Genomic DNA, 18359 nt, shown 5'->3' on the forward strand with positions numbered 1-18359 from the left:
TTAAATTCTTTTAAATCTTTAATCTGCAACAAAACAAAAAACGGCTTTTGATTTCTCAAAAGCCGTTCCTTTATTCTTCTTCATCCTTTTCAACTGCATCCTTATAATCTGGATACAAGAAATTGTTGTAAGGAAAACGCGTAATATGAATCTGGCGAACCGCTTCATAAACTGTTTCTCTAAATTCTTCGAAATTCTCTTTGTTTCTGGCAGAAATAAACAATGCTTTATCCTGCCCTACATTACTCATCCAAGTTTGTTTCCACTCGTCAAGTGTCCAGTGTTTTCTGGTTCTTTCTGTAATCAAATCATCTTCATCGATAGTAAGATGTTTGTAGGCATCGATTTTATTAAAAACCATAATAGTTGGTTTGTCGTTGCTTTTTATTTCCTGTAAAGTCTTATTTACAGACTCGATATGATCTTCAAAATCTGGATGCGAAATATCTACCACATGAAGCAATAAATCCGCTTCACGAACCTCATCTAAGGTACTTTTAAAAGAATCAACCAATTGTGTTGGCAGTTTTCGAATAAATCCTACCGTATCAGAAAGTAAAAAAGGAAGGTTTTTAATCACCACTTTTCTAACTGTTGTATCTAAAGTTGCAAACAATTTATTCTCAACAAAAACATCACTTTTACCAATTGCATTCATCAAAGTCGATTTTCCGACATTGGTATATCCAACAAGAGCTACACGGACCATTGCTCCGCGATTGCTTCGCTGAATACTCATTTGTTTGTCAATTGTTTTGATTTTATCTTTCAATAACGAAATTCGGTCACGCACAATACGTCTATCGGTTTCAATCTCTGTTTCTCCAGGTCCACGCATACCAATACCCCCTTTTTGACGTTCAAGGTGTGTCCATAAACCAGAAAGTCTCGGAAGTAAATATTGACATTGTGCCAATTCTACCTGAGTTCTTGCATATGAAGTTTCGGCTCTTTGCGCAAAAATGTCTAGAATTAAATTTGTTCGGTCTAGAATTTTACAGTCAATAATTCTTGATATATTTTTCTGCTGAGATGGCGTTAATTCATCATCAAAAATTACAGTCGATATTTTGTTTTCTTTTACAAAAAGATTGATGTCATCAATTTTCCCTGTACCCACAAAAGTCTTCGGATTAGGGCGTTCCATTTTTTGCGAAAAGCGCTTAATGACCTCACCTCCTGCGGTAAAAGTCAGAAACTCCAATTCGTCTAAATATTCATTTAGTTTTTCTTCACTTTGATTCTGAGTGACAATACCAACAATTACTGTTCTCTCAAAATTTATAACTTCTTTTTCTAACATAGTCTTGAATAAGGTGCAAATTTAATCATTTGTCAGCTACAATCAATTATACAATTTTGTTTTTACATTTATATTTAAAAGAATACATTACAAAAAAAATGGAACCCGTTAAGATAAACTCAACTAAAGTTCCACTTTTCAAATGAATGGTCTAAGTTTAAAACCCTTATTCGTAAATAAACGTTTTTTCCGTTTTCACAATTCCGTTTTCTTCTATCTGAGAGCAAGAAATCGGATAGTTTAATTTGTTGTATTTGTATTTTCTGCTTATTGCAACTAATGCTGTAGATGATGGACTGAAATTAACTTCATTATTATAAGAAATTGATTCAAACTCAAATTCTTCTTCATGATATGAAATCATAGGTACAATTACTTTGTAATTATCTCCAAAAAGACTTTGAACGATTAACTGATCAACCGATTTTTTATCATCATAAGTAAATGATTTAGAGATTTTATCTCCAACCAATCCTTTATGTCTTGACACATTATCGTTTACATAAACGTATTCTAATTTTCCAATGATGGCCTTGTTTCTATCGCGTGACGTACGTCTTACAATAATTCCGTTTTCAACAAGATATTCAATATCATCTACTAAATTCTGATGATTGGTGCTCTTTTTTGTTGTTACTTTTACCCTTGCGCCTTCATAAACAAATGAAACAGTCTTGGTAATATAATTTGGACCTTCTTGGTATTTTTTTACAAATTTGGTAATATTATTGTCGGCGTTATAAGTATAGTTGATTACTTCTTTCCAGTCGCTTCCTACCTTATCTTTTACAGTCATATCCAGCAATCCGTTTTTGTTGTAATAAAAATGCTGTACAACATCTGAAGTGGTTATTGTTTGAAGCTTACCGTCTTTAAAAACCATTGTTTTGTTAACAATTTCTCCGTCTTTAGAGTTTTGGTAATTTGTTTTTACAATGTTGATCTGCTTTAGCTTAACGTTGTCTTGACTGTGCATCAAGAAAGGAAACACCATCCATAAGATGGCAATAAAGTAGGTTTTCATGTGGTATTTGTATTGATTTGGGATGACCAAAGTACAAAATTCATTTAGATTTTAACTATTTGAAATACAAAAACTACAAACTTTTAAACAAAACACTAAAAATCAATACATTATTTATAAAAATAAAATTCACGCCTTATTTTTCTCCAAATATCTTAATATCATCAACCATAAATGCACCATTTAATGTTTTGTCTTTTCCTGATCCGATGTATTTAAAGGCAATATTTATGTTTCCAGAATAAGTCGAAAGATCGATTCCTCCAGAACTGATAAACTCACGCGAAGGAGTCGAAAGTGTTGGAACTTTTGCTTCCAATTTTGTCCATTTTGCTTTGGTCACGCTTGCGCCATCAAAATTAGTTGAAACGTAAACCTCTAATGTATTTAACGGAGAATCAATTTTCAAATCGTGTTGCGCACTTCTAAAAGAAAGCACTGCATTTTTATATCCCGTTAGATTTATTTTAGGCGAAACAAGCCAAGCCACGTTCTCGGCTGCAGTTGTGCTTGTTGTATTGAATTCTGCATAGCCATTACCAGAATATACCATACTTTTCCAGAGTTTTGTTGCTTTCTCTACAATGTTGCTCCATCCCGGAAGTGCAAAATTGACATTGTTTTTAACAGACTGAAAATCTTCTGAAAAAAATGGAGTATTTCTTTTTCCATTCATCACAATATCACTTTCGTATCGAACCATAAATTGATAATCTGTACCAAATTTGGTTAGAATTCCTTTCACTTTTCCGCTTCCTTCCGGTACAGCATGATCTGCAAATTTTGCATAACTACTGGTTCTAAAAATAATCTGATTTCCTGTTTTGTCTCTCAAATACCAGTTTGTTGAACCTCCAACATTATTAGATTCTTCAAAATAATGGCGTCCTAATGCGGCTTCGGTAAATTCCACATCTTTTAATTCTATCAAAGTATTTAGCTTAGAATCTGAAAGCGCTTCTTCCACAGAAAGTGATTTAACCAACTGGTTCTCGTCTATATTTGTGCACGAAGCGTTTAATACATTTTTATATTCGTTTTGGGAAATTCTGCCAATTGTCGGATCACCAGCATTACTCACATACAAACTCCCAATTCTTAAACCGCCGTAATACAAATCTGTAAATTGATTTTTAAGTTTTACAAACACTTTATTTCCCACTCGGAAATCTATATAAGTATTTGTGGCATCAATAGGGACGCTGAAACCAATTGCTGGTGCTTTTTCAGTTTCTTTGGTCTGCAATGAAATAGTCTTAAAAAAATTGCCTCCTTCGTCGCTCGAAACTACGTAAGCTTCAATAATGTCGTCATACAAATATTGTTTCGCTGTTGTACCCGAAAGCTCATAGACTTTTTCTACACTTTTATTTACAGGAAGATTGGGCTGAGTGCATGCTAATTTTGGAGTTTCAACTTCTTTAGTGCAACTAATTAGGGATAATGCAAACAATAAAATAATTTTTTTCATGAGAAATAAGGTTTTCTGTTTTATAAACCGATTGTAAGATTTAGAAAATAAGTTCGTCCATAACCATAATAATATCTTGGTCCAAAAGATGGTGTTCCGCTTGAAACATCTTGATTCAATGCTCTAAAATTGGCATTTCTTGCCTGTTCAAAACCGCCTGTTTTATATATTAAATCCAAAACATTATTGACACTGGCAAAAAGTCCCACATATTTTTTATGAATACGCCAAGATTTGCCTCCGTTAAAATTCAGCAACATGACAGGTTTATATTTTTCTTGTTTTAGCAATTCTTTCCCTCTTTCGGAAGTTGCCTCAGGAAAAGGAAAACCATTTGCCGGATTGATGTAAAATTGAGATGTTCTAGAAATTGGCGAAACATCTATATAACTCTCTGCCAAATAATTGATATTGCCACCAAACCACCAAAACTTCGGATCACGATATTCTACTCCAAATGAATAGGCTTGCTGAGGAGTTCCCGGCTGTTTGTAATTCTTTAAATAAGCGGGTCCAAAATCAAAAGTGGTTTGCACTCCTTCTTTTGCTCTATTGGCATCATTTACAATCATTACATTTGGGTTACTGGTATAGACGTAATTTCCAAATGCTGCCGAGAAAGTTGTTTTTAATGTTGGCCAAATTTGATATTCAAAACTTAATTCTGCTCCCGTATTTTTCTTATCCAAGTTGGTCAGAGTCTGGCTGACAAATGCATTGGTCGAATCATAACCAGAACCATTGTCAAAAATACCTTCAGCATAGAAATAAGAAGTTCTGGAAGTATTTTTAATTGCTGTATAATAGGCTGTTAAGCGTAATTTGAGTTTTGCTGAACGATATACATAATTAGCCTCAGCGCTGCTGATATTTTCACTTTCAATTCCGTCTACAACATTATTATTCAAACGTGAATTTGAAAAAGTATTCCGCAGAGAAGGCGCTCTTGTAAAATGTGCGGCATTAAAAAACAACAATTGTTTTCCTGAAATTTTATAAGTGAAACCGCCTTTGAAAGCGAAATTCTCAAAATTTACTTTCTCACTTTTTCCCAATGAATTTGTCGGATACAATCCATTTTGATACAATCCTTCTCTCTGATAATCTGACATGGAATAGGATTGAGCTAAGAAGAATTCTGTTTTATTGTAACTAAATTTAAACTGCGTAATAACATCTAAGGTATTAGCCAATAAATTGTAATTGTATCCGTAAATATCTCCTACTCCAACTTGGCGATTTGGATGCTGTAAATCAGACTGAGAAAGGCTTCCTTTGTAAAAAGTGTCAATATCTTCAAAATATGCTCCGCCAAGAAGGTCTAATAAATACTGAAAATTATGCGATTTTAATTTCTTAAAAGTAAATCCGCCATCAAAAGAAATATTAGGCGTTATCTGTGTATTCAGATTTGAATTTACTGCAAAAGTCTGATCATCTGTTCTGTCTTCATACAGCACATAATGGCTCTGCGCAGGCACATAACTACTCTGTTCTATTTTTTGATTGGCAAAATACATTTCGTTCCAATTAATCTGGGGATTTGCTAAAAATGCTATTTTGCTTTTTTCTGCATTTTCATAATCTGGAGTAAATTCACCCGAAAACTCTCCTTGATCTTTAGCATAAAGCGAACTAAAATAACTTGGCATTTTTTTATAATAAACAGGATCGGGACTATCAGCATTTTGGTAATCGATATTGCTATTTCCAACTTTTCCGAACTGATACATTATACCTGAATTCAGATTGGTTTTATCATCAATTTTAAAATAGTGATTCAGCATAAAGAGTGGCTCTTCTACATTTTTTGTTCTTGCATTTCTCTTTTCACCATTCTGAAATCCCCAATATGAGTTGTATTTTTCGCTCATTAAATCGGTTACTTCACTAGTATTCGCTGAGTTCTTTCCTCGTGAATTTGGCGTATAAAACCCTGTAAAATTGATTGAATTCCTGCTGTTTAATTTCTTTTCAACACTAAGAAAAAAAGAATTGGCATCGAAATTTGTGCCTTCAAAATATCCTTGATCGGCCCAGCGTTTTCCAGCTGATACCACAAAAGCCCACCCAGAAGCATTCATCCCTGAGGCATAAGTTCCGTTTGCTCGCCACAAATAAGTAGTATTGCTTCCAGAAAACGTGAGCGATGCTCCTTTTCGATACAAGGAAGCGCGTGTAAAAATCTGCTGTGTGCCTAAAATACCTCCAAAAGTATAATTGGAAGCTGCTGTTCCAACCGAGAATTCCTGATTTCTAAGCACATTGTTTAAACCTCCCCAATTGCTCCATTGCGGTCTGCCATCGTAGATTTTGTTCATTGCCATTCCGTTAAGCATCGTGATTGCATTTTCGCTGTCTAAACCACGCATGCGAAATCGAGCTTGTCCCCAATTGAAAGCTGCCGCCTGCATAAAAGCATCTCTTGATGATTGCAAAAGTCCCGAAGTCATTTCAGACGAACTATTATCCTCTGAGAAATCGCTATCTGATAAAGTGATTAATGCAGCAGGAACCTCATCTGAATAAGTGTCTTCTAACTGTAATATTCCGAGATTAATATTCTGTCCAGCATTGGACTTTACTTTCAAAAGAAAATCTTTGTATCCTTGGCTTCTTAGTAAAAGTAATTGTTCTTTTTTGGGAAATATATGAAGTTCAAATTTTCCCGATTTTGAAGTAAGCTGCATCACAGCTGTGTTCTGTATCGTCACCACTACATTTTCGAGCGGATTCTGCGTTCGGGCATCAATAACAATTCCTGTTACTGTTATTTCTTGTTGTGCAAAAGCAAAATTAAAGAACCAAAAAATAAAGATGAATGCGTAGTTTTTTACCATTAAAACCTGTTATTAACTTTTAAATATTCTTAGGATTAAAATCCTTAATTCAAAAGATAAAATTGGTTTTTGGAAAAAGAGAAACTTATAACTTTAACGTCTAAGTTAGAAATTCAAAAATAAACAAATTATTTAAATATAAGTAAATTCTTTCAAATTTATTTCAGTTTAAGTAAATAATAGCTAAAAATAATAAATCTTAAAAACAATTATATTAAGCCTATGTCCTAATTTTAGAAACCATAAAAGCAATCAGAACTCCAAAAATTCCGATAAAGGCAAAAGAAAACTGCAGTCCGAAACTTTGTGCAATGTGCCCAATTACAGGCGGTCCCATTAAGAAACCTAAGAAACTTACGCTCGAAACAATCGTTAAAGCTTCTCCCGCTGGAACTGTCGGGTTTTTACCTGCAATGCTGTAAACAGTAGGAACAATCGTTGCAACGCCCAAACCTACAAACATAAAAGCAATGGTACACGGAATGATATAAGGAAGAAAAACCGCTGTAAAAAGTCCAGCCGAAATCATAACACCGCTAATCTGCATGACACGTTCGCGTCCAAATTTATTGATTAATCCGTCGCCAAGAAATCTTCCGCTAGCCATCATAATCATAAAAGAAGTATACCCTAAAACAACCAATGGTCCTGGAGCTTTTACAATATCTTTAAAATAAACTCCGCTCCAGTCAAACATAACACCTTCGCTGGCCATACTGCAAAATCCGATAACACCTAGCCAAAGCAGAGCCGTGTCTGGTTTTACAAATAGTTTTTTGCCTTCTTCTTTGGGTTTCTTTTTTTCTTTGGCTCTAACCAAAAATTTAAAGTTAAATGCCACCATCAATAAAACAATTCCGGCTACAATAATAAAATGATGCAGCGGACTTAATTTTAAAGCCAGCATTCCTAAACCAACCAGTGCGCCTGTAAATCCGGCAAAACTCCACATTCCGTGAAACGAAGACATAATTGTTTTTTTAAACAAAACTTCGGTATAAACACCTTGTGTGTTTACAGCAATATTGGCTAAGTTTCCGAAAAGACCAAATAAAAATAATCCGAGGGATAATTGTAATGATGTTGTTGCCAAACCTAAATTAATAAGGCACAAAACATACATGATTAAGGAGAAAATCAAAATGCGATGGCTTCCAAATTTAGTAACCATTTTGCCTGAAAAAGGCATAATAACCAATTGCCCAACCGGAAGCGCAAAAAGTATAGAACCCAAATCACCTTCTGTTAAATGCAAAGCTGTTTTGATATCTGGAATTCTACTCGCCCATGTGGCAAAACTCAAACCCATTCCGAAATAAAACATTCCAACAGCAAAACGAATGCGATTTAAATAGGAAGCTTTGGCTTCTCTAAATACTTTCTTGATTTTTGCTTTGGTCTGAAAAAGCGATAATGGATTAATGTTTATCAGCATATTGATTTTTATTGGAATGTTGTCAAAAATACTAAAAACGCTCGTCAAAGTGCATAAAGCCTAAGATTATCTACAATATACAACGTTATTGTTTATAAATTGAGAGGTTTTTAATTGAATTCTTATTATTAAAATTACGATTTTTCGGGTTTACTAGAATTATAATTTGTTTCATTTTTTTATGTAAACAAAAAAAGGGATTCTCAATTTTTGAGATATCCCGTTCTATTTACATTTCGTTGTTCCGTAGGAACATTTCGTCGGTAGAAAAAAATAATATCCCATCACATTTACGTTCCGTAGGAACGTTTGATTTTGGTGTCATTTTAACAATTTAATGTATCAAACGTTCCTACGGAACGAAAAATTTACCGACGAGACATTCCTAATGGAATGTTTTTAATATATGCTTATCACCTTTTGCTGTGCATTCTACCAATCAGACATTCCTACGGAACGTTTTATGATATGCCTATTACCTTTTGCTGGGCATTACTTGCAATTGCGGCTTCTATAACCTGCATTACTTTTACGCCTTCATCTGCGGTAACGGGTTCTTTTTTATCATTTGCAATCGAGTCGTAAACGCCATCAAAGAAACTGAAATAATTGCCTTGAAGCGTAGGAATTTTTTCTCTCACAATTTTACCGTCTATTTCGGTATGCAAAAGTCCCTGCAAACTTTCGTCTTCTGTTCCCCAAGAATCTAGGTTTGGCTTTTTGCCAATTTTCAATTCGTCTTCCTGAACATCTCCACGAGGTTTTAAAAATGAACCTTTTTTTCCGTGAAGTGTATATGCTGGATTCGCTTCTCTAACAAAAAATCCTGCTTTTAAACGGACTCTGAAATTAGAATAAAACAAAGTCAAATCGATCCAATCGTCTACAACAGAGTTTTCTCTGGTTACGCGAATGTCGCCAAAAACAGCTTTTGGACATCCAAACAGACTTATTGCCTGATCTATAATATGCGGACCTAAATCTTTTAGAACTCCAGCTCCGTCATTGGCCGTTTCTTTATGTGCTTTTGGGCTTAGCAACGGATTGTATCTGTCGAAATGAAATTCGGCTTCGACCAAATCTCCCAAAACGCCATCATCAATTACTTTTTTCACGGTTTTAAAATCGCTGTCCCATCTTCTATTCTGGAAGACAGCCAATTTTAAACCCTTTTCTTTTGCAATTTTTGCCAATTCTTTTGCTTCTGCAACCGTTGTTGTAAATGCTTTTTCTACCACGGCATGTTTTCCTGCCAAAAGCACTTTTTTAGCATATTCGTAATGCGTTCCAACTGGCGTATTTACAATTACCAAATCGACATCATCGTTTAATAATTCGTCTAGCGAAGCGTAACTTTTTACGTATGGATAATCTTCTTGAATTAATTTTTTGCTTCTTTCCCAAGAACCTAATAGTTCAAATCCTTCGTGAATATCTAAAAATGGCGCGTGGAAAACTTTCCCCGACATTCCGTATGATAATAGTGCTGTTTTTATCTTCTGCATTGGTATAGTTTTTTTGTTTTGCCACGAATTGCACGAATTAACACAAATCGGTACGCATAAAATTTTTAAAGTTTAGCTCTTTCGTATTGTTTTGGCCATTGAATATCGTCGTTTAATGTTGCGGCAAAATCTAAAGGCAAGTTCGGATTTCTCAAAGATTCTCTGGCGAATAAAATCAAATCGGCTTGATTTTTATTTAAGATTTCTTCGGCTTGTTTGGCTTCTGTAATTAATCCGACTGCTCCTGTTGCGATATCTGCTTCAGCTTTCACTTTTTCTGCAAAAGGAACTTGATAACCTGGCCCTAATGTTATTTTTTGATGCGAAACCAATCCGCCTGACGAAACATCAATTAAATCTACGCCCTTTTCTTTTAATATTTTAGAAAGCTGAACAGATTCTTCTGGATTCCATCCGTTTTCCGCCCAGTCGGTTGCCGAAATTCTAACAAACAATGGCAAATCTGAAGGGCATTCTGATTGAACCGCTTCTACAATTTCTAATGTAAAACGGATTCTGTTTTCGAAACTTCCTCCATATTCGTCTGTTCTTACGTTTGTCAGAGGGGATAAAAACTGATGCAATAAATAACCATGAGCCGCATGGATTTCTACAACCTTATATCCTGCTTCAACCACTCTTTTTGTCGCGGTTTTAAAATCGGAGATCACTTTTTGAATTCCGTTTTTGTCCAATGCTTCCGGAAGAAATGGTTCATTTTCATGATATGGAATCGCGCTTGGCGCTACAGTCTGCCATCCGCCTTTAGCGAAATCTAACTTTTTATTTCCAAGCCACGGAGCCGAAACGCTTGCTTTTCTTCCTGCATGCGCTAATTGAATTCCGGGAATAGAATTTTGAGAAACAATAAAGGCATTAATTTGTTTTAGTTTTTCGATATGTTCATCTTTCCAGATTCCAAGATCGGAAGGAGAAATTCTGGCTTCTGGAGAAACCGCCGTTGCTTCCTGAATAATAAGTCCGGCACCTCCGCTGGCACGGCTTCCTAAATGAACCAGATGCCAATCGTTTGCAAATCCGTCAATTGCAGAATACTGGCACATTGGCGAAATCGCAATTCTATTTTTTAAGGTGATATTTTTTATGGTAAAGGGAGAAAATAATTTCGTTGCCATATACTTGTAACTTTTAATGATTTTATACTACCAATTGAGTAAGGCAGTGTTCAAAAAGTAAAGTTACGGCATCTTGTTAAAACGAGAAATCGAAATGTTTATTAATTAACAAACATTTAAAATCTTAAACACTATCTTGCATACTTATATTAAAATAGAAAACGCTACTTTTGTGCGTTAAATACGAATTAAAAACAACAAATGGATATAGTTATCAAACTGTCTCAATTTCTATTGAGTTTATCTTTACTTATTATTCTTCATGAATTAGGGCATTTTATCCCTGCTAAATTGTTTAAAACTAGAGTCGAAAAATTTTATTTGTTTTTTGATGTTAAATATTCACTTTTCAAAAAGAAAATCGGAGAAACAGAATATGGTATCGGATGGCTGCCGCTGGGTGGTTATGTGAAAATTTCTGGAATGATTGACGAAAGTATGGACAAAGAGCAAATGGCGCTTCCGCCTCAGCCTTGGGAATTTCGTACTAAACCAGCTTGGCAGCGTTTAATTATCATGCTTGGCGGTGTTACCGTAAACTTTATTCTGGCTTTTATTATCTATATCGGAATGGCATTTGCTTATGGAGATACTTATATTGCAAATGCTGACTTAAAAGATGGTGTGGCAATTGAAAATCCTGCTATGCTTAAAGCTGGTTTTAAAACGGGTGATAAAATTATTTCTATAGATGGTAAAGCTGTAGAGAATTTTGACAGCGACATGAACATGAATGTGATCATGGCTAAACATATTTTGATCGAAAGAGACGGAAAACAGCAAACTATTACAATGCCGACCGATTTTGTGGATCAGCTTTCTAAAACAGAAAAAGGAATGCTAATCGATATCCGCAGACCTTTTGCTATCGGAAAAGTTGGAGAAGAATCGCCTAATCAGAATTTGAAAGCAAAAGATTTGATTCTTTCTCTTAACGGACAAAAAGTTAAATATTTTGATGAAGCAAAAGCAATCTTAGCAGCTAATAAAGGAAAATCAATTTCTGCAGTTGTTTTACGCGATTTAAAAGAAACACCTCTTACTGTGAAGGTTTCTCCAGAAGGAACTTTAGGTGTTTTTGCTGGTGGTTTAGACATGAAATCATTGGAGAAATTAGGATACTATAAAATAAGCACTAAAGAATATGGTTTCTTCGAATCTATTCCGATTGGTCTTGAAAAAGGAAAAGATCAATTAGTAGGTTACGGAAAACAATTGAAGATGATTTTTAATCCTGAAACTAAAGCTTACAAACAAGTGGGTGGTTTTGCGGCGATTTACAACATTTTCCCTAGTTCTTGGAGCTGGGAAGTTTTCTGGTCAATCACAGCTTTATTGTCAATTATGCTTGGCGTTATGAATTTATTGCCAATTCCGGCTCTTGATGGTGGGCACGTAATGTTTTTATTGTATGAAATTATTAGCGGCAAAAAACCAAGCGACAAATTCCTAGAGAATGCGCAAATGGTTGGTTTTGTTTTACTTATTTCACTGCTACTATTTGCTAATGGTAACGACATTTACAAGGCCATTGTAGGCAAGTAAAAAAAAGTCAAAAAAAGAGTGGAAATGTTTTTGAGAAACTAAAAATAGTTTTATATTTGCACTCGCTAAAAAGAGCAACACTTTCCTCCTTAGCTCAGTTGGTTAGAGCATCTGACTGTTAATCAGAGGGTCCTTGGTTCGAGCCCAAGAGGGGGAGCAACTTTTTTTAGCAAACATATTAACCTTTTAAGGTGATTCCTCCTTAGCTCAGTTGGTTAGAGCATCTGACTGTTAATCAGAGGGTCCTTGGTTCGAGCCCAAGAGGGGGAGCAAAAAAAGACTATCAGAAATGATAGTCTTTTTTTTGCCCAAATCCCAATAGTAGGATTGTTTATTTAACCGCGAAGAACGCAAAGGTTTACGCAAAGTTCACAAAGGTTTTAAGCAGAGGACACGAAGAGTTTTTTTTCGAGACTTAAATAAGAATCTATAAAGGAGATCGCAAAGGTTACCAATCTTTGTCGATATGCGAGTGTGATCCTTCGTTCCTCAGGATGACAAACTGTAGATAAAACAAAAAATTCGCAAAGTCTTATACAAAGCTTTGCGAACTTAATCTTTAGATTTAACTCAAAATAACCTTAGCGAACTTTGCGATTAAAAAAACACACAAAGAAAAACCCTATTTCATACTCAAAGTTTCACTCTTGAACCTTTTCATCAAAGTATTTGCTTTTTCATCTTCATTTATTGCTTTTAAGGACTGAGCATATCTATAATAATAAATAACATCCAAATCTTTGGCTTGGTCAAATAATTGGGTGTAATAGCCCGCTGCTGCGGTTAGATTGCCTTCAAAATAAAAACGGTCGGCTACTTTTTTAAGCATATCGACAGATTTATACCCTTTATCAATCACTTTTTCGTAAGTGTCGACCATATTAACGGTTATATATTTTGAAGTTGAAGGCGCAGGAGCTGTAACTTCAACCTTAACAGGCGCTACAGAAGTATTCGCACTTGCAACAAGCGTTTTGGTTTCTATTGTATTTGGAGCAACTTTAGGTTTTCTTTTTACGTAATTCGGAATTACGGTTCTTGTATTATTCGGACCAAGATCATAAGTATCGACCATGTCCAATTTTGAAACTTGGTAGGTAATAATTCTACCTCCAAAAAGTTTATTTATTCTTTCTTCTACATAATACGATTGAATTACCATATCATCTGTAGGGAGACTATCCGTCAATAATGTCGTTTTTCCAGGTGCTGGAGAAGCAGAGGCACTGTTTGTGCTCTGAGCAAAACAGCCGAGAGAAAATACGAACGCAAGTGTACATAAAATTGCTTCATACTTTTTCATGATTTTTTGAATAAAATTAATGCTCCTATTAAAAAACTCAGACTAAAGATACTGATTTTCTTTTACTTAGCTTTTATTCTGACCATGAATTACTTAGAAAGCCGATAAAGTACTTCTTTTTACCCTTTTATCATTTTAACGCAGGCCTTTTGTATTTCTTCGTCTGAAAATGGCTCTAGCGCTTTTGCCAACATTTTACTGGTTCTAATGCAGCTTAGCATTTTAATTCGCAAGGAACGGCTGTCTCCAGATTCTGTTTCTAGAAGATGCTCAAAAATCTCGGTTAAATATTCTGGATGGTTTTTATATTCTCCGTCGAAACCAATATCTGATACCAATCTCGCTATCGATTCTATTATTTGGTTCTCATTGGCATTGCTTTCATTTTCTGCTTTCATGGCGTTTATTTATGGTTTTGATTATGAATATTTATTGTACGAAAAATTGTATTTTTACCTCAGCTAAATAAACAATAGAATACATTCTGACAAAACATTAGATTTGGTAATTCACCAAAAAAGATAGTCTTTTACCAATATCTTAATTTTTAAGGATTTTTAATATCTTTGATGTATGAGCACAGCAACAAAACCAAAACATATCGGGAGAAACATAAGCCGCATTCGTGAGCTTAGAGGAATGAAACAAGAAGCACTTGCCATTGCTATTGGCATGAGCCAACAGACGATTTCTAATATTGAAGGAAGCGAAACCGTTGATGATGAAAAACTAAACGCCATTGCAGAAGCTTTGGGCGTTTCGGCTGATGCTATTAAGAATTATAGTGATGAAGTTGTATTAAACAATATTCAAAACAACCATGAAGGCTCTGTTATTCATAGCGGACCAACTGTAAACCACAACTGTACTTTCAATCCTCTTGATAAAATTGTAGAGCTTTATGAGCGTTTGGTTCAGGCTGAAAAGGATAAAGTGGAGTATTTGGAGAGGTTGATGAAGGGGAAGTAGTGAATTCCGTTTCCTTAATATTTATAATTTATAAGATTCTACTGATAAGACTGCAGAGGTTATTGGCTTTCTCAAATAAAAACCGTAAATTTGCCACTACAAATCTAAATTTAACATGCGAAAAAACAGCATGTTGCAATCTATATGCATTTTAAAAACGACATAGAAAAAATTGGGAATACAATCATTTATCTAGCAGATAAAATTGATGATTTATCTAAAACTAAACTTTTAAAAATTCTCTATTTATTGGATGAATTTTCTATTAAAGAGTTTGGATTACCTTTTCTAAATTTAAAATATGAAGTTTGGCAATTAGGACCTGTATCCCAAGAAATATTTGTTGACCTTTCGGATGATCCAATAATTTTAAAAGATTATATCGAAATAAATACTATAGAAAACAAAAGATATATCAAATCTAAAAAAACATTTAATGATGATGAGTTTTCAGATAATGAATTAGATCTTTTAGAAAAACTAACTGAAACAGTAAAGAATCAACCCGCTTATGTTTTAATTAATTTTACTCATAAAAAAGATTCTTTATGGTACAATACTGCATGTCGTCACAATCTAATTGAAAAATTTGAAATGGGTGTAAAAAACAGTTCTAATGTGGAATTGAATTTTGAGGAAATTCTACAAAACGAACCTGTAAAGCTTTCCATTTACAATCATCATAAAAAGCTTGAATCAAGTTTGAGCGGATTTAGAGTTCGTTAATTATGAAAGATGGGACTTTATTACATATTCCTAATTATGTTTTCGAAAATGGTGATTCAAAAAATAAATTCTTTTTACTTTTAAAAGAAGTAAGCGGAACTCAATTAATAGTTTCTTTGCCATCGAGCATTGAATACTTCCCTTCTGATACAATAATTAATCATGGCTGTATAGATTTGATTGATGCCCAACAAACTACATATTGTTTTAAAGCTGGTCATGTTTTAGATTCGAATAATGATTTTTCTTTTTCTAAAGACACTTATTTACATGGTTGCTGGTTAAAAGAAATTGACAAAACTTTATTTTTTCAAACTTATCCTATTCCGGATTTTCATTATGAAATTAAAGGCGTTCTAGATCACATCGAACTTGAAAACATAATAGAATGTTTTAAAAACTCTCCATCAGTTAAAAGAAGGTTAAAAAAATTACTCTGATTTCCTTAAAATAAGATTTTTTAAATATAAAAAGCGCCACAATTTCCATTGTAGCGCTTTTCTATTTCTTAAAACTCTAAGGTTAATTAAACCCCTAATTTCTTAGCAATTTCAGCAGGAATTCCTCCTTTGTTTACTAGTAATGCAGTAGTTTTATATTTTACGAAGTTCTTAGTTACAAACAAGAAACCTTTGTAGTCGTTTGTTTCTCCCCAAGAATTTTTTACAATATAGTATTCTTTTCCAGTTTGATCTTTTGCAAGACCAATAATGTGCATTCCGTGGTCGTCTGTTGTTGTGTAGTTATCAAACGCCGCCTGACGCATTTCTGGAGTAATTTCTGGTTCAGCTTTTGGTCCGTTAAACATGTCTGCTTTTTCTTCAGCTGTCATGTCGTCGAATTTTTTAGATGCTACGTAAGCCACACCGTTTTTCCAGCTAAAGCTTTTCTCGCTAACATCTGTTGCCCAAGCTACAGTATATCCTTTTTTAAGTGCATTGTCGATAACGTCTGTCATATCGTTCAATTTTACGTTGTAAACTTGATCCAATGACCAGTTGTCTGGCACCATCATAGTTGTTTTTTGGTAGTAAGGCGCATTTGTAAAAGATGACATTTCTACGTAATCATCTGGGTTAATTCCCACTACTTCTTTAGCAAAAGATTGCGGCGTATAGTTTTTTCCTTTGTATGTAAAGTTATCTGGCACTTTTCCTAAGTAAGAATCAATAACAGCAGAATATGCTTTTTGCCAGTTTGGAGTCAATTCTCCGTTCGGGTTTTTCACCACTGCTGCCAAAACACCTTCGATAAGAGCGCTCATTTCGGCAAATTTGTTTTTGTCTGTTCCGTAGTTTAATCCTGTGTAAACTTCTCTTGGCACAGTTCCGTATTTTTTGTACATATTAATTACATCGTGAAGAGCTCCTCCATCTCCAAGCGTAATTGCTCCGTGCATACGAACATAGTTAATCCCTTTTTCTACATATACATTTCTTGCAGAATAAATTTGAGATAGCTCAACAGGCTGTTTTCCTAAACGAATCATTTCTGACTCTAAGAATGAGTTTGTTGAGTAGCTCCAGCAAGTTCCAGATGATCCTTGAGATTTTACCGATGTTGTTCCTAGGTTAATTACTTCTGTAAATTTGAAGTTCTCTTTACTTTTGTCGCTAGCATTTAGTTTAAGTGAATTTACTAAAATGTCTTGCGCAAAACAGCCTGCAGTTCCAGCCAAAAATATTGAAGCGGCAAACACTGATTTGAATGAAAATGTATTCATAAGTTATGTTTAAGATTTACTAAAATTAGTCTCAAATGTTTCCAATTTGTTACAAAACAATTAAATATTATACAATTTGTGTAATGTTTAGTTGTTAATATTTTCTTAATGGGCCTGATTATTAAGATATTTAACACAAAAAACCTCGATACTCCTGTATCGAGGTTTTTTATTTACAAACAACTTCTTACAAGTTTTTTTCTGTTTCTGTATTTATCGCATCCAGTTGCTTCCAAAAACGATATAGTAAGCCCATTCTTCTGGCCCTTTGGCAACGTCTACTCCCATACGGAGTTTAAATTTTCTGGCTATGAGATATCTAAAGCCTGTTCCGTAGCTATAAACTACAGGTTTGGCAAAAGCTTGATCCCAATCGTTAAAAGCGCTTGCGAGACCTCCATAGCCCATAAGACTCCATCTTCGGTACAAATCCCATCGAAATTCTAACTCGCTCACAATACTGGTGTTTCCCATATATCTGGCTGCGGGAATTCCTCGCATATTGATTCCTGGTTTTAAATAAAAAGGCGGACTTCCCAACGCCTGCTCCCCTTCAATCCTTAGTCCGCCAATTAAGGTTTTCGCCAACGGATAATATCCAATTGCCGATAAATTGATACGCCATGCCTGATAATCGCTCCCCAATGCTTTATCAGACCAGAAAAAATCGGTTTGGATTCTTATTCCTTTATCTGGCGTAAATATGTTGTCACGTCCGTCAAACTGAAGCGCAGCTCCAAGCTGACTTATCGTGCTTTTAATATCTTTTGGATCAACAAATGGCGGCGGAAGATTAAAATCGGGCAGATTTATCTTAGAATTTAAAAATAAATACTGCGGTCCTGCGCTCCATTTTGCATTATTAAATTGTTTGAGCCATTGCGTGTAAAAAATGGTCGATTTAAAATTGAGTTTAAATTCTTCGTCTTTCCGATTCGGAAGATTATTGGCATAAAATGATAAATTCATATCGCCGTAAGCTGCAAAAGCGCGATACAATATTTTAGGTTTTACCAATGTTGCCGAACGAAAAGCTCCTGCCAGCCAGCTTTTATTGGCCGTATACATTCCGATTCCTCCCGTAATGTCTGGATTTATAAATCGTTTTTTACCGTTTTCATCCACAACAGGAGCACGTTTTTTCAGGAAAACTGGCGCAACAGCACCTCCAAATCCTCCAACGGCGGGCTCTGTAATAATGGTGGGCACGACTATGAATCCGTTGGCATAAATTAGAAAGTCGCTCAAATCGAAAGCGCCATCTAAAGAATCTTTCATAACGGTATGATGCTTCTGTGCATTTAAAACATTAAACGATACTACTATCCAAAGTAAAAACAGGACTTTTTTGTGTATTGTTTTTTTGTTTTCCATAGAAT

The 18359-nt window shown here is 34.7% G+C and carries 15 protein-coding genes and 2 tRNA genes; 6 read left to right on the top strand and 11 right to left on the bottom strand.

The features are described 5' to 3' along the window. Positions 1–70 precede the first annotated feature (70 nt). From hflX to BLP44_RS02330, 7 genes are all read right to left on the bottom strand, one after another. Positions 71–1303, bottom strand: a complete 1233-nt coding sequence (hflX, locus tag BLP44_RS02300; RefSeq protein WP_008466055.1) for a GTPase HflX — start codon at positions 1301–1303, stop codon at positions 71–73. Positions 1304–1469: 166 nt separating this feature from the next. Beyond that, on the bottom strand, positions 1470–2327 hold the full coding sequence (locus BLP44_RS02305; protein WP_008466054.1) for a hypothetical protein: 858 nt from the start codon (positions 2325–2327) through the stop codon (positions 1470–1472). Positions 2328–2463: 136 nt separating this feature from the next. Continuing rightward, entirely contained in the window at positions 2464–3798 is a 1335-nt protein-coding gene (locus BLP44_RS02310; protein ID WP_091128870.1) for a DUF5689 domain-containing protein, read from the bottom strand. 20 nt (positions 3799–3818) lie between these two features. Continuing rightward, positions 3819–6638 (bottom strand): carboxypeptidase-like regulatory domain-containing protein, encoded by a 2820-nt coding sequence (locus BLP44_RS02315; RefSeq protein ID WP_091128872.1) that lies wholly within the window; start codon positions 6636–6638, stop codon positions 3819–3821. Between the two features lie 220 nt (positions 6639–6858). Continuing rightward, the gene (locus BLP44_RS02320) at positions 6859–8073 is read right to left on the bottom strand and encodes an MFS transporter (protein WP_008466050.1); all 1215 of its coding nucleotides are present in this window, start codon (positions 8071–8073) and stop codon (positions 6859–6861) included. Between the two features lie 461 nt (positions 8074–8534). Beyond that, positions 8535–9578 (bottom strand): Gfo/Idh/MocA family oxidoreductase, encoded by a 1044-nt coding sequence (locus tag BLP44_RS02325; RefSeq protein ID WP_091128876.1) that lies wholly within the window; start codon positions 9576–9578, stop codon positions 8535–8537. Between the two features lie 65 nt (positions 9579–9643). Continuing rightward, positions 9644–10714 (bottom strand): NADH:flavin oxidoreductase/NADH oxidase, encoded by a 1071-nt coding sequence (locus BLP44_RS02330; RefSeq protein WP_091128880.1) that lies wholly within the window; start codon positions 10712–10714, stop codon positions 9644–9646. Positions 10715–10915: 201 nt separating this feature from the next. Between BLP44_RS02330 and rseP the strand changes: the two genes are divergently transcribed. From rseP to BLP44_RS02345, 3 genes are all read left to right on the top strand, one after another. Continuing rightward, the gene (gene rseP / locus BLP44_RS02335) at positions 10916–12259 is read left to right on the top strand and encodes an RIP metalloprotease RseP (RefSeq protein WP_066033093.1); all 1344 of its coding nucleotides are present in this window, start codon (positions 10916–10918) and stop codon (positions 12257–12259) included. 83 nt (positions 12260–12342) lie between these two features. Beyond that, positions 12343–12416 (top strand) — tRNA-Asn (locus BLP44_RS02340). 39 nt (positions 12417–12455) lie between these two features. Beyond that, positions 12456–12529: transfer RNA gene (locus BLP44_RS02345), tRNA-Asn, on the top strand. 352 nt (positions 12530–12881) lie between these two features. On the opposite strand, the gene BLP44_RS02350 is transcribed toward BLP44_RS02345, so the two are convergent. Then, entirely contained in the window at positions 12882–13562 is a 681-nt protein-coding gene (locus BLP44_RS02350; RefSeq protein WP_066033094.1) for a hypothetical protein, read from the bottom strand. Between the two features lie 119 nt (positions 13563–13681). Then, positions 13682–13960 (bottom strand): hypothetical protein, encoded by a 279-nt coding sequence (locus BLP44_RS02355; protein ID WP_091128882.1) that lies wholly within the window; start codon positions 13958–13960, stop codon positions 13682–13684. Between the two features lie 175 nt (positions 13961–14135). Between BLP44_RS02355 and BLP44_RS02360 the strand changes: the two genes are divergently transcribed. The 3 genes from BLP44_RS02360 (at position 14136) to BLP44_RS02370 (ending at position 15697) form a co-directional block, all read left to right on the top strand. Then, entirely contained in the window at positions 14136–14531 is a 396-nt protein-coding gene (locus BLP44_RS02360) for a helix-turn-helix domain-containing protein (protein ID WP_091128886.1), read from the top strand. A 144-nt stretch (positions 14532–14675) separates the two neighbouring features. Beyond that, a complete protein-coding gene (locus BLP44_RS02365; RefSeq protein ID WP_091128888.1) occupies positions 14676–15257 on the top strand; it encodes a Panacea domain-containing protein in 582 nt (193 codons plus the stop codon). A 2-nt stretch (positions 15258–15259) separates the two neighbouring features. Further along, complete coding sequence (locus tag BLP44_RS02370) at positions 15260–15697, top strand: hypothetical protein (RefSeq protein WP_091128892.1); 438 nt, start codon at positions 15260–15262, stop codon at positions 15695–15697. Positions 15698–15783: 86 nt separating this feature from the next. On the opposite strand, the gene BLP44_RS02375 is transcribed toward BLP44_RS02370, so the two are convergent. Continuing rightward, positions 15784–16980 carry a C1 family peptidase gene (locus BLP44_RS02375; RefSeq protein WP_091128896.1) on the bottom strand — a complete coding sequence of 399 codons (1197 nt, stop codon included), beginning with the start codon at positions 16978–16980 and terminating at the stop codon, positions 15784–15786. 213 nt (positions 16981–17193) lie between these two features. After that, positions 17194–18354, bottom strand: a complete 1161-nt coding sequence (locus BLP44_RS02380; RefSeq protein ID WP_066033104.1) for a BamA/TamA family outer membrane protein — start codon at positions 18352–18354, stop codon at positions 17194–17196. Positions 18355–18359: the final 5 nt, after the last annotated feature.

Origin of the sequence: Flavobacterium anhuiense (genome assembly GCF_900101855.1) — a bacterium.
Taxonomy (GTDB): Bacteria; Bacteroidota; Bacteroidia; order Flavobacteriales; family Flavobacteriaceae; genus Flavobacterium; species Flavobacterium anhuiense.

What these genes read in the sequence shown, in the direction of transcription:
- BLP44_RS02325 (WP_091128876.1), bottom strand. Translation starts at nt 9,578, where the DNA reads ATGCAGAAGATAAAAACAGCACTATTATCATACGGAATGTCGGGGAAA.
- BLP44_RS02315 (WP_091128872.1), bottom strand. Translation starts at nt 6,638, where the DNA reads ATGGTAAAAAACTACGCATTCATCTTTATTTTTTGGTTCTTTAATTTT.
- BLP44_RS02350 (WP_066033094.1), bottom strand. Translation starts at nt 13,562, where the DNA reads ATGAAAAAGTATGAAGCAATTTTATGTACACTTGCGTTCGTATTTTCT.
- BLP44_RS02355 (WP_091128882.1), bottom strand. Translation starts at nt 13,960, where the DNA reads ATGAAAGCAGAAAATGAAAGCAATGCCAATGAGAACCAAATAATAGAA.
- rseP (WP_066033093.1), top strand. Translation starts at nt 10,916, where the DNA reads ATGGATATAGTTATCAAACTGTCTCAATTTCTATTGAGTTTATCTTTA.
- BLP44_RS02320 (WP_008466050.1), bottom strand. Translation starts at nt 8,073, where the DNA reads ATGCTGATAAACATTAATCCATTATCGCTTTTTCAGACCAAAGCAAAA.
- BLP44_RS02375 (WP_091128896.1), bottom strand. Translation starts at nt 16,980, where the DNA reads ATGAATACATTTTCATTCAAATCAGTGTTTGCCGCTTCAATATTTTTG.
- BLP44_RS02380 (WP_066033104.1), bottom strand. Translation starts at nt 18,354, where the DNA reads ATGGAAAACAAAAAAACAATACACAAAAAAGTCCTGTTTTTACTTTGG.
- BLP44_RS02305 (WP_008466054.1), bottom strand. Translation starts at nt 2,327, where the DNA reads ATGAAAACCTACTTTATTGCCATCTTATGGATGGTGTTTCCTTTCTTG.
- BLP44_RS02330 (WP_091128880.1), bottom strand. Translation starts at nt 10,714, where the DNA reads ATGGCAACGAAATTATTTTCTCCCTTTACCATAAAAAATATCACCTTA.
- BLP44_RS02310 (WP_091128870.1), bottom strand. Translation starts at nt 3,798, where the DNA reads ATGAAAAAAATTATTTTATTGTTTGCATTATCCCTAATTAGTTGCACT.
- hflX (WP_008466055.1), bottom strand. Translation starts at nt 1,303, where the DNA reads ATGTTAGAAAAAGAAGTTATAAATTTTGAGAGAACAGTAATTGTTGGT.
- BLP44_RS02370 (WP_091128892.1), top strand. Translation starts at nt 15,260, where the DNA reads ATGAAAGATGGGACTTTATTACATATTCCTAATTATGTTTTCGAAAAT.
- BLP44_RS02365 (WP_091128888.1), top strand. Translation starts at nt 14,676, where the DNA reads ATGCATTTTAAAAACGACATAGAAAAAATTGGGAATACAATCATTTAT.
- BLP44_RS02360 (WP_091128886.1), top strand. Translation starts at nt 14,136, where the DNA reads ATGAGCACAGCAACAAAACCAAAACATATCGGGAGAAACATAAGCCGC.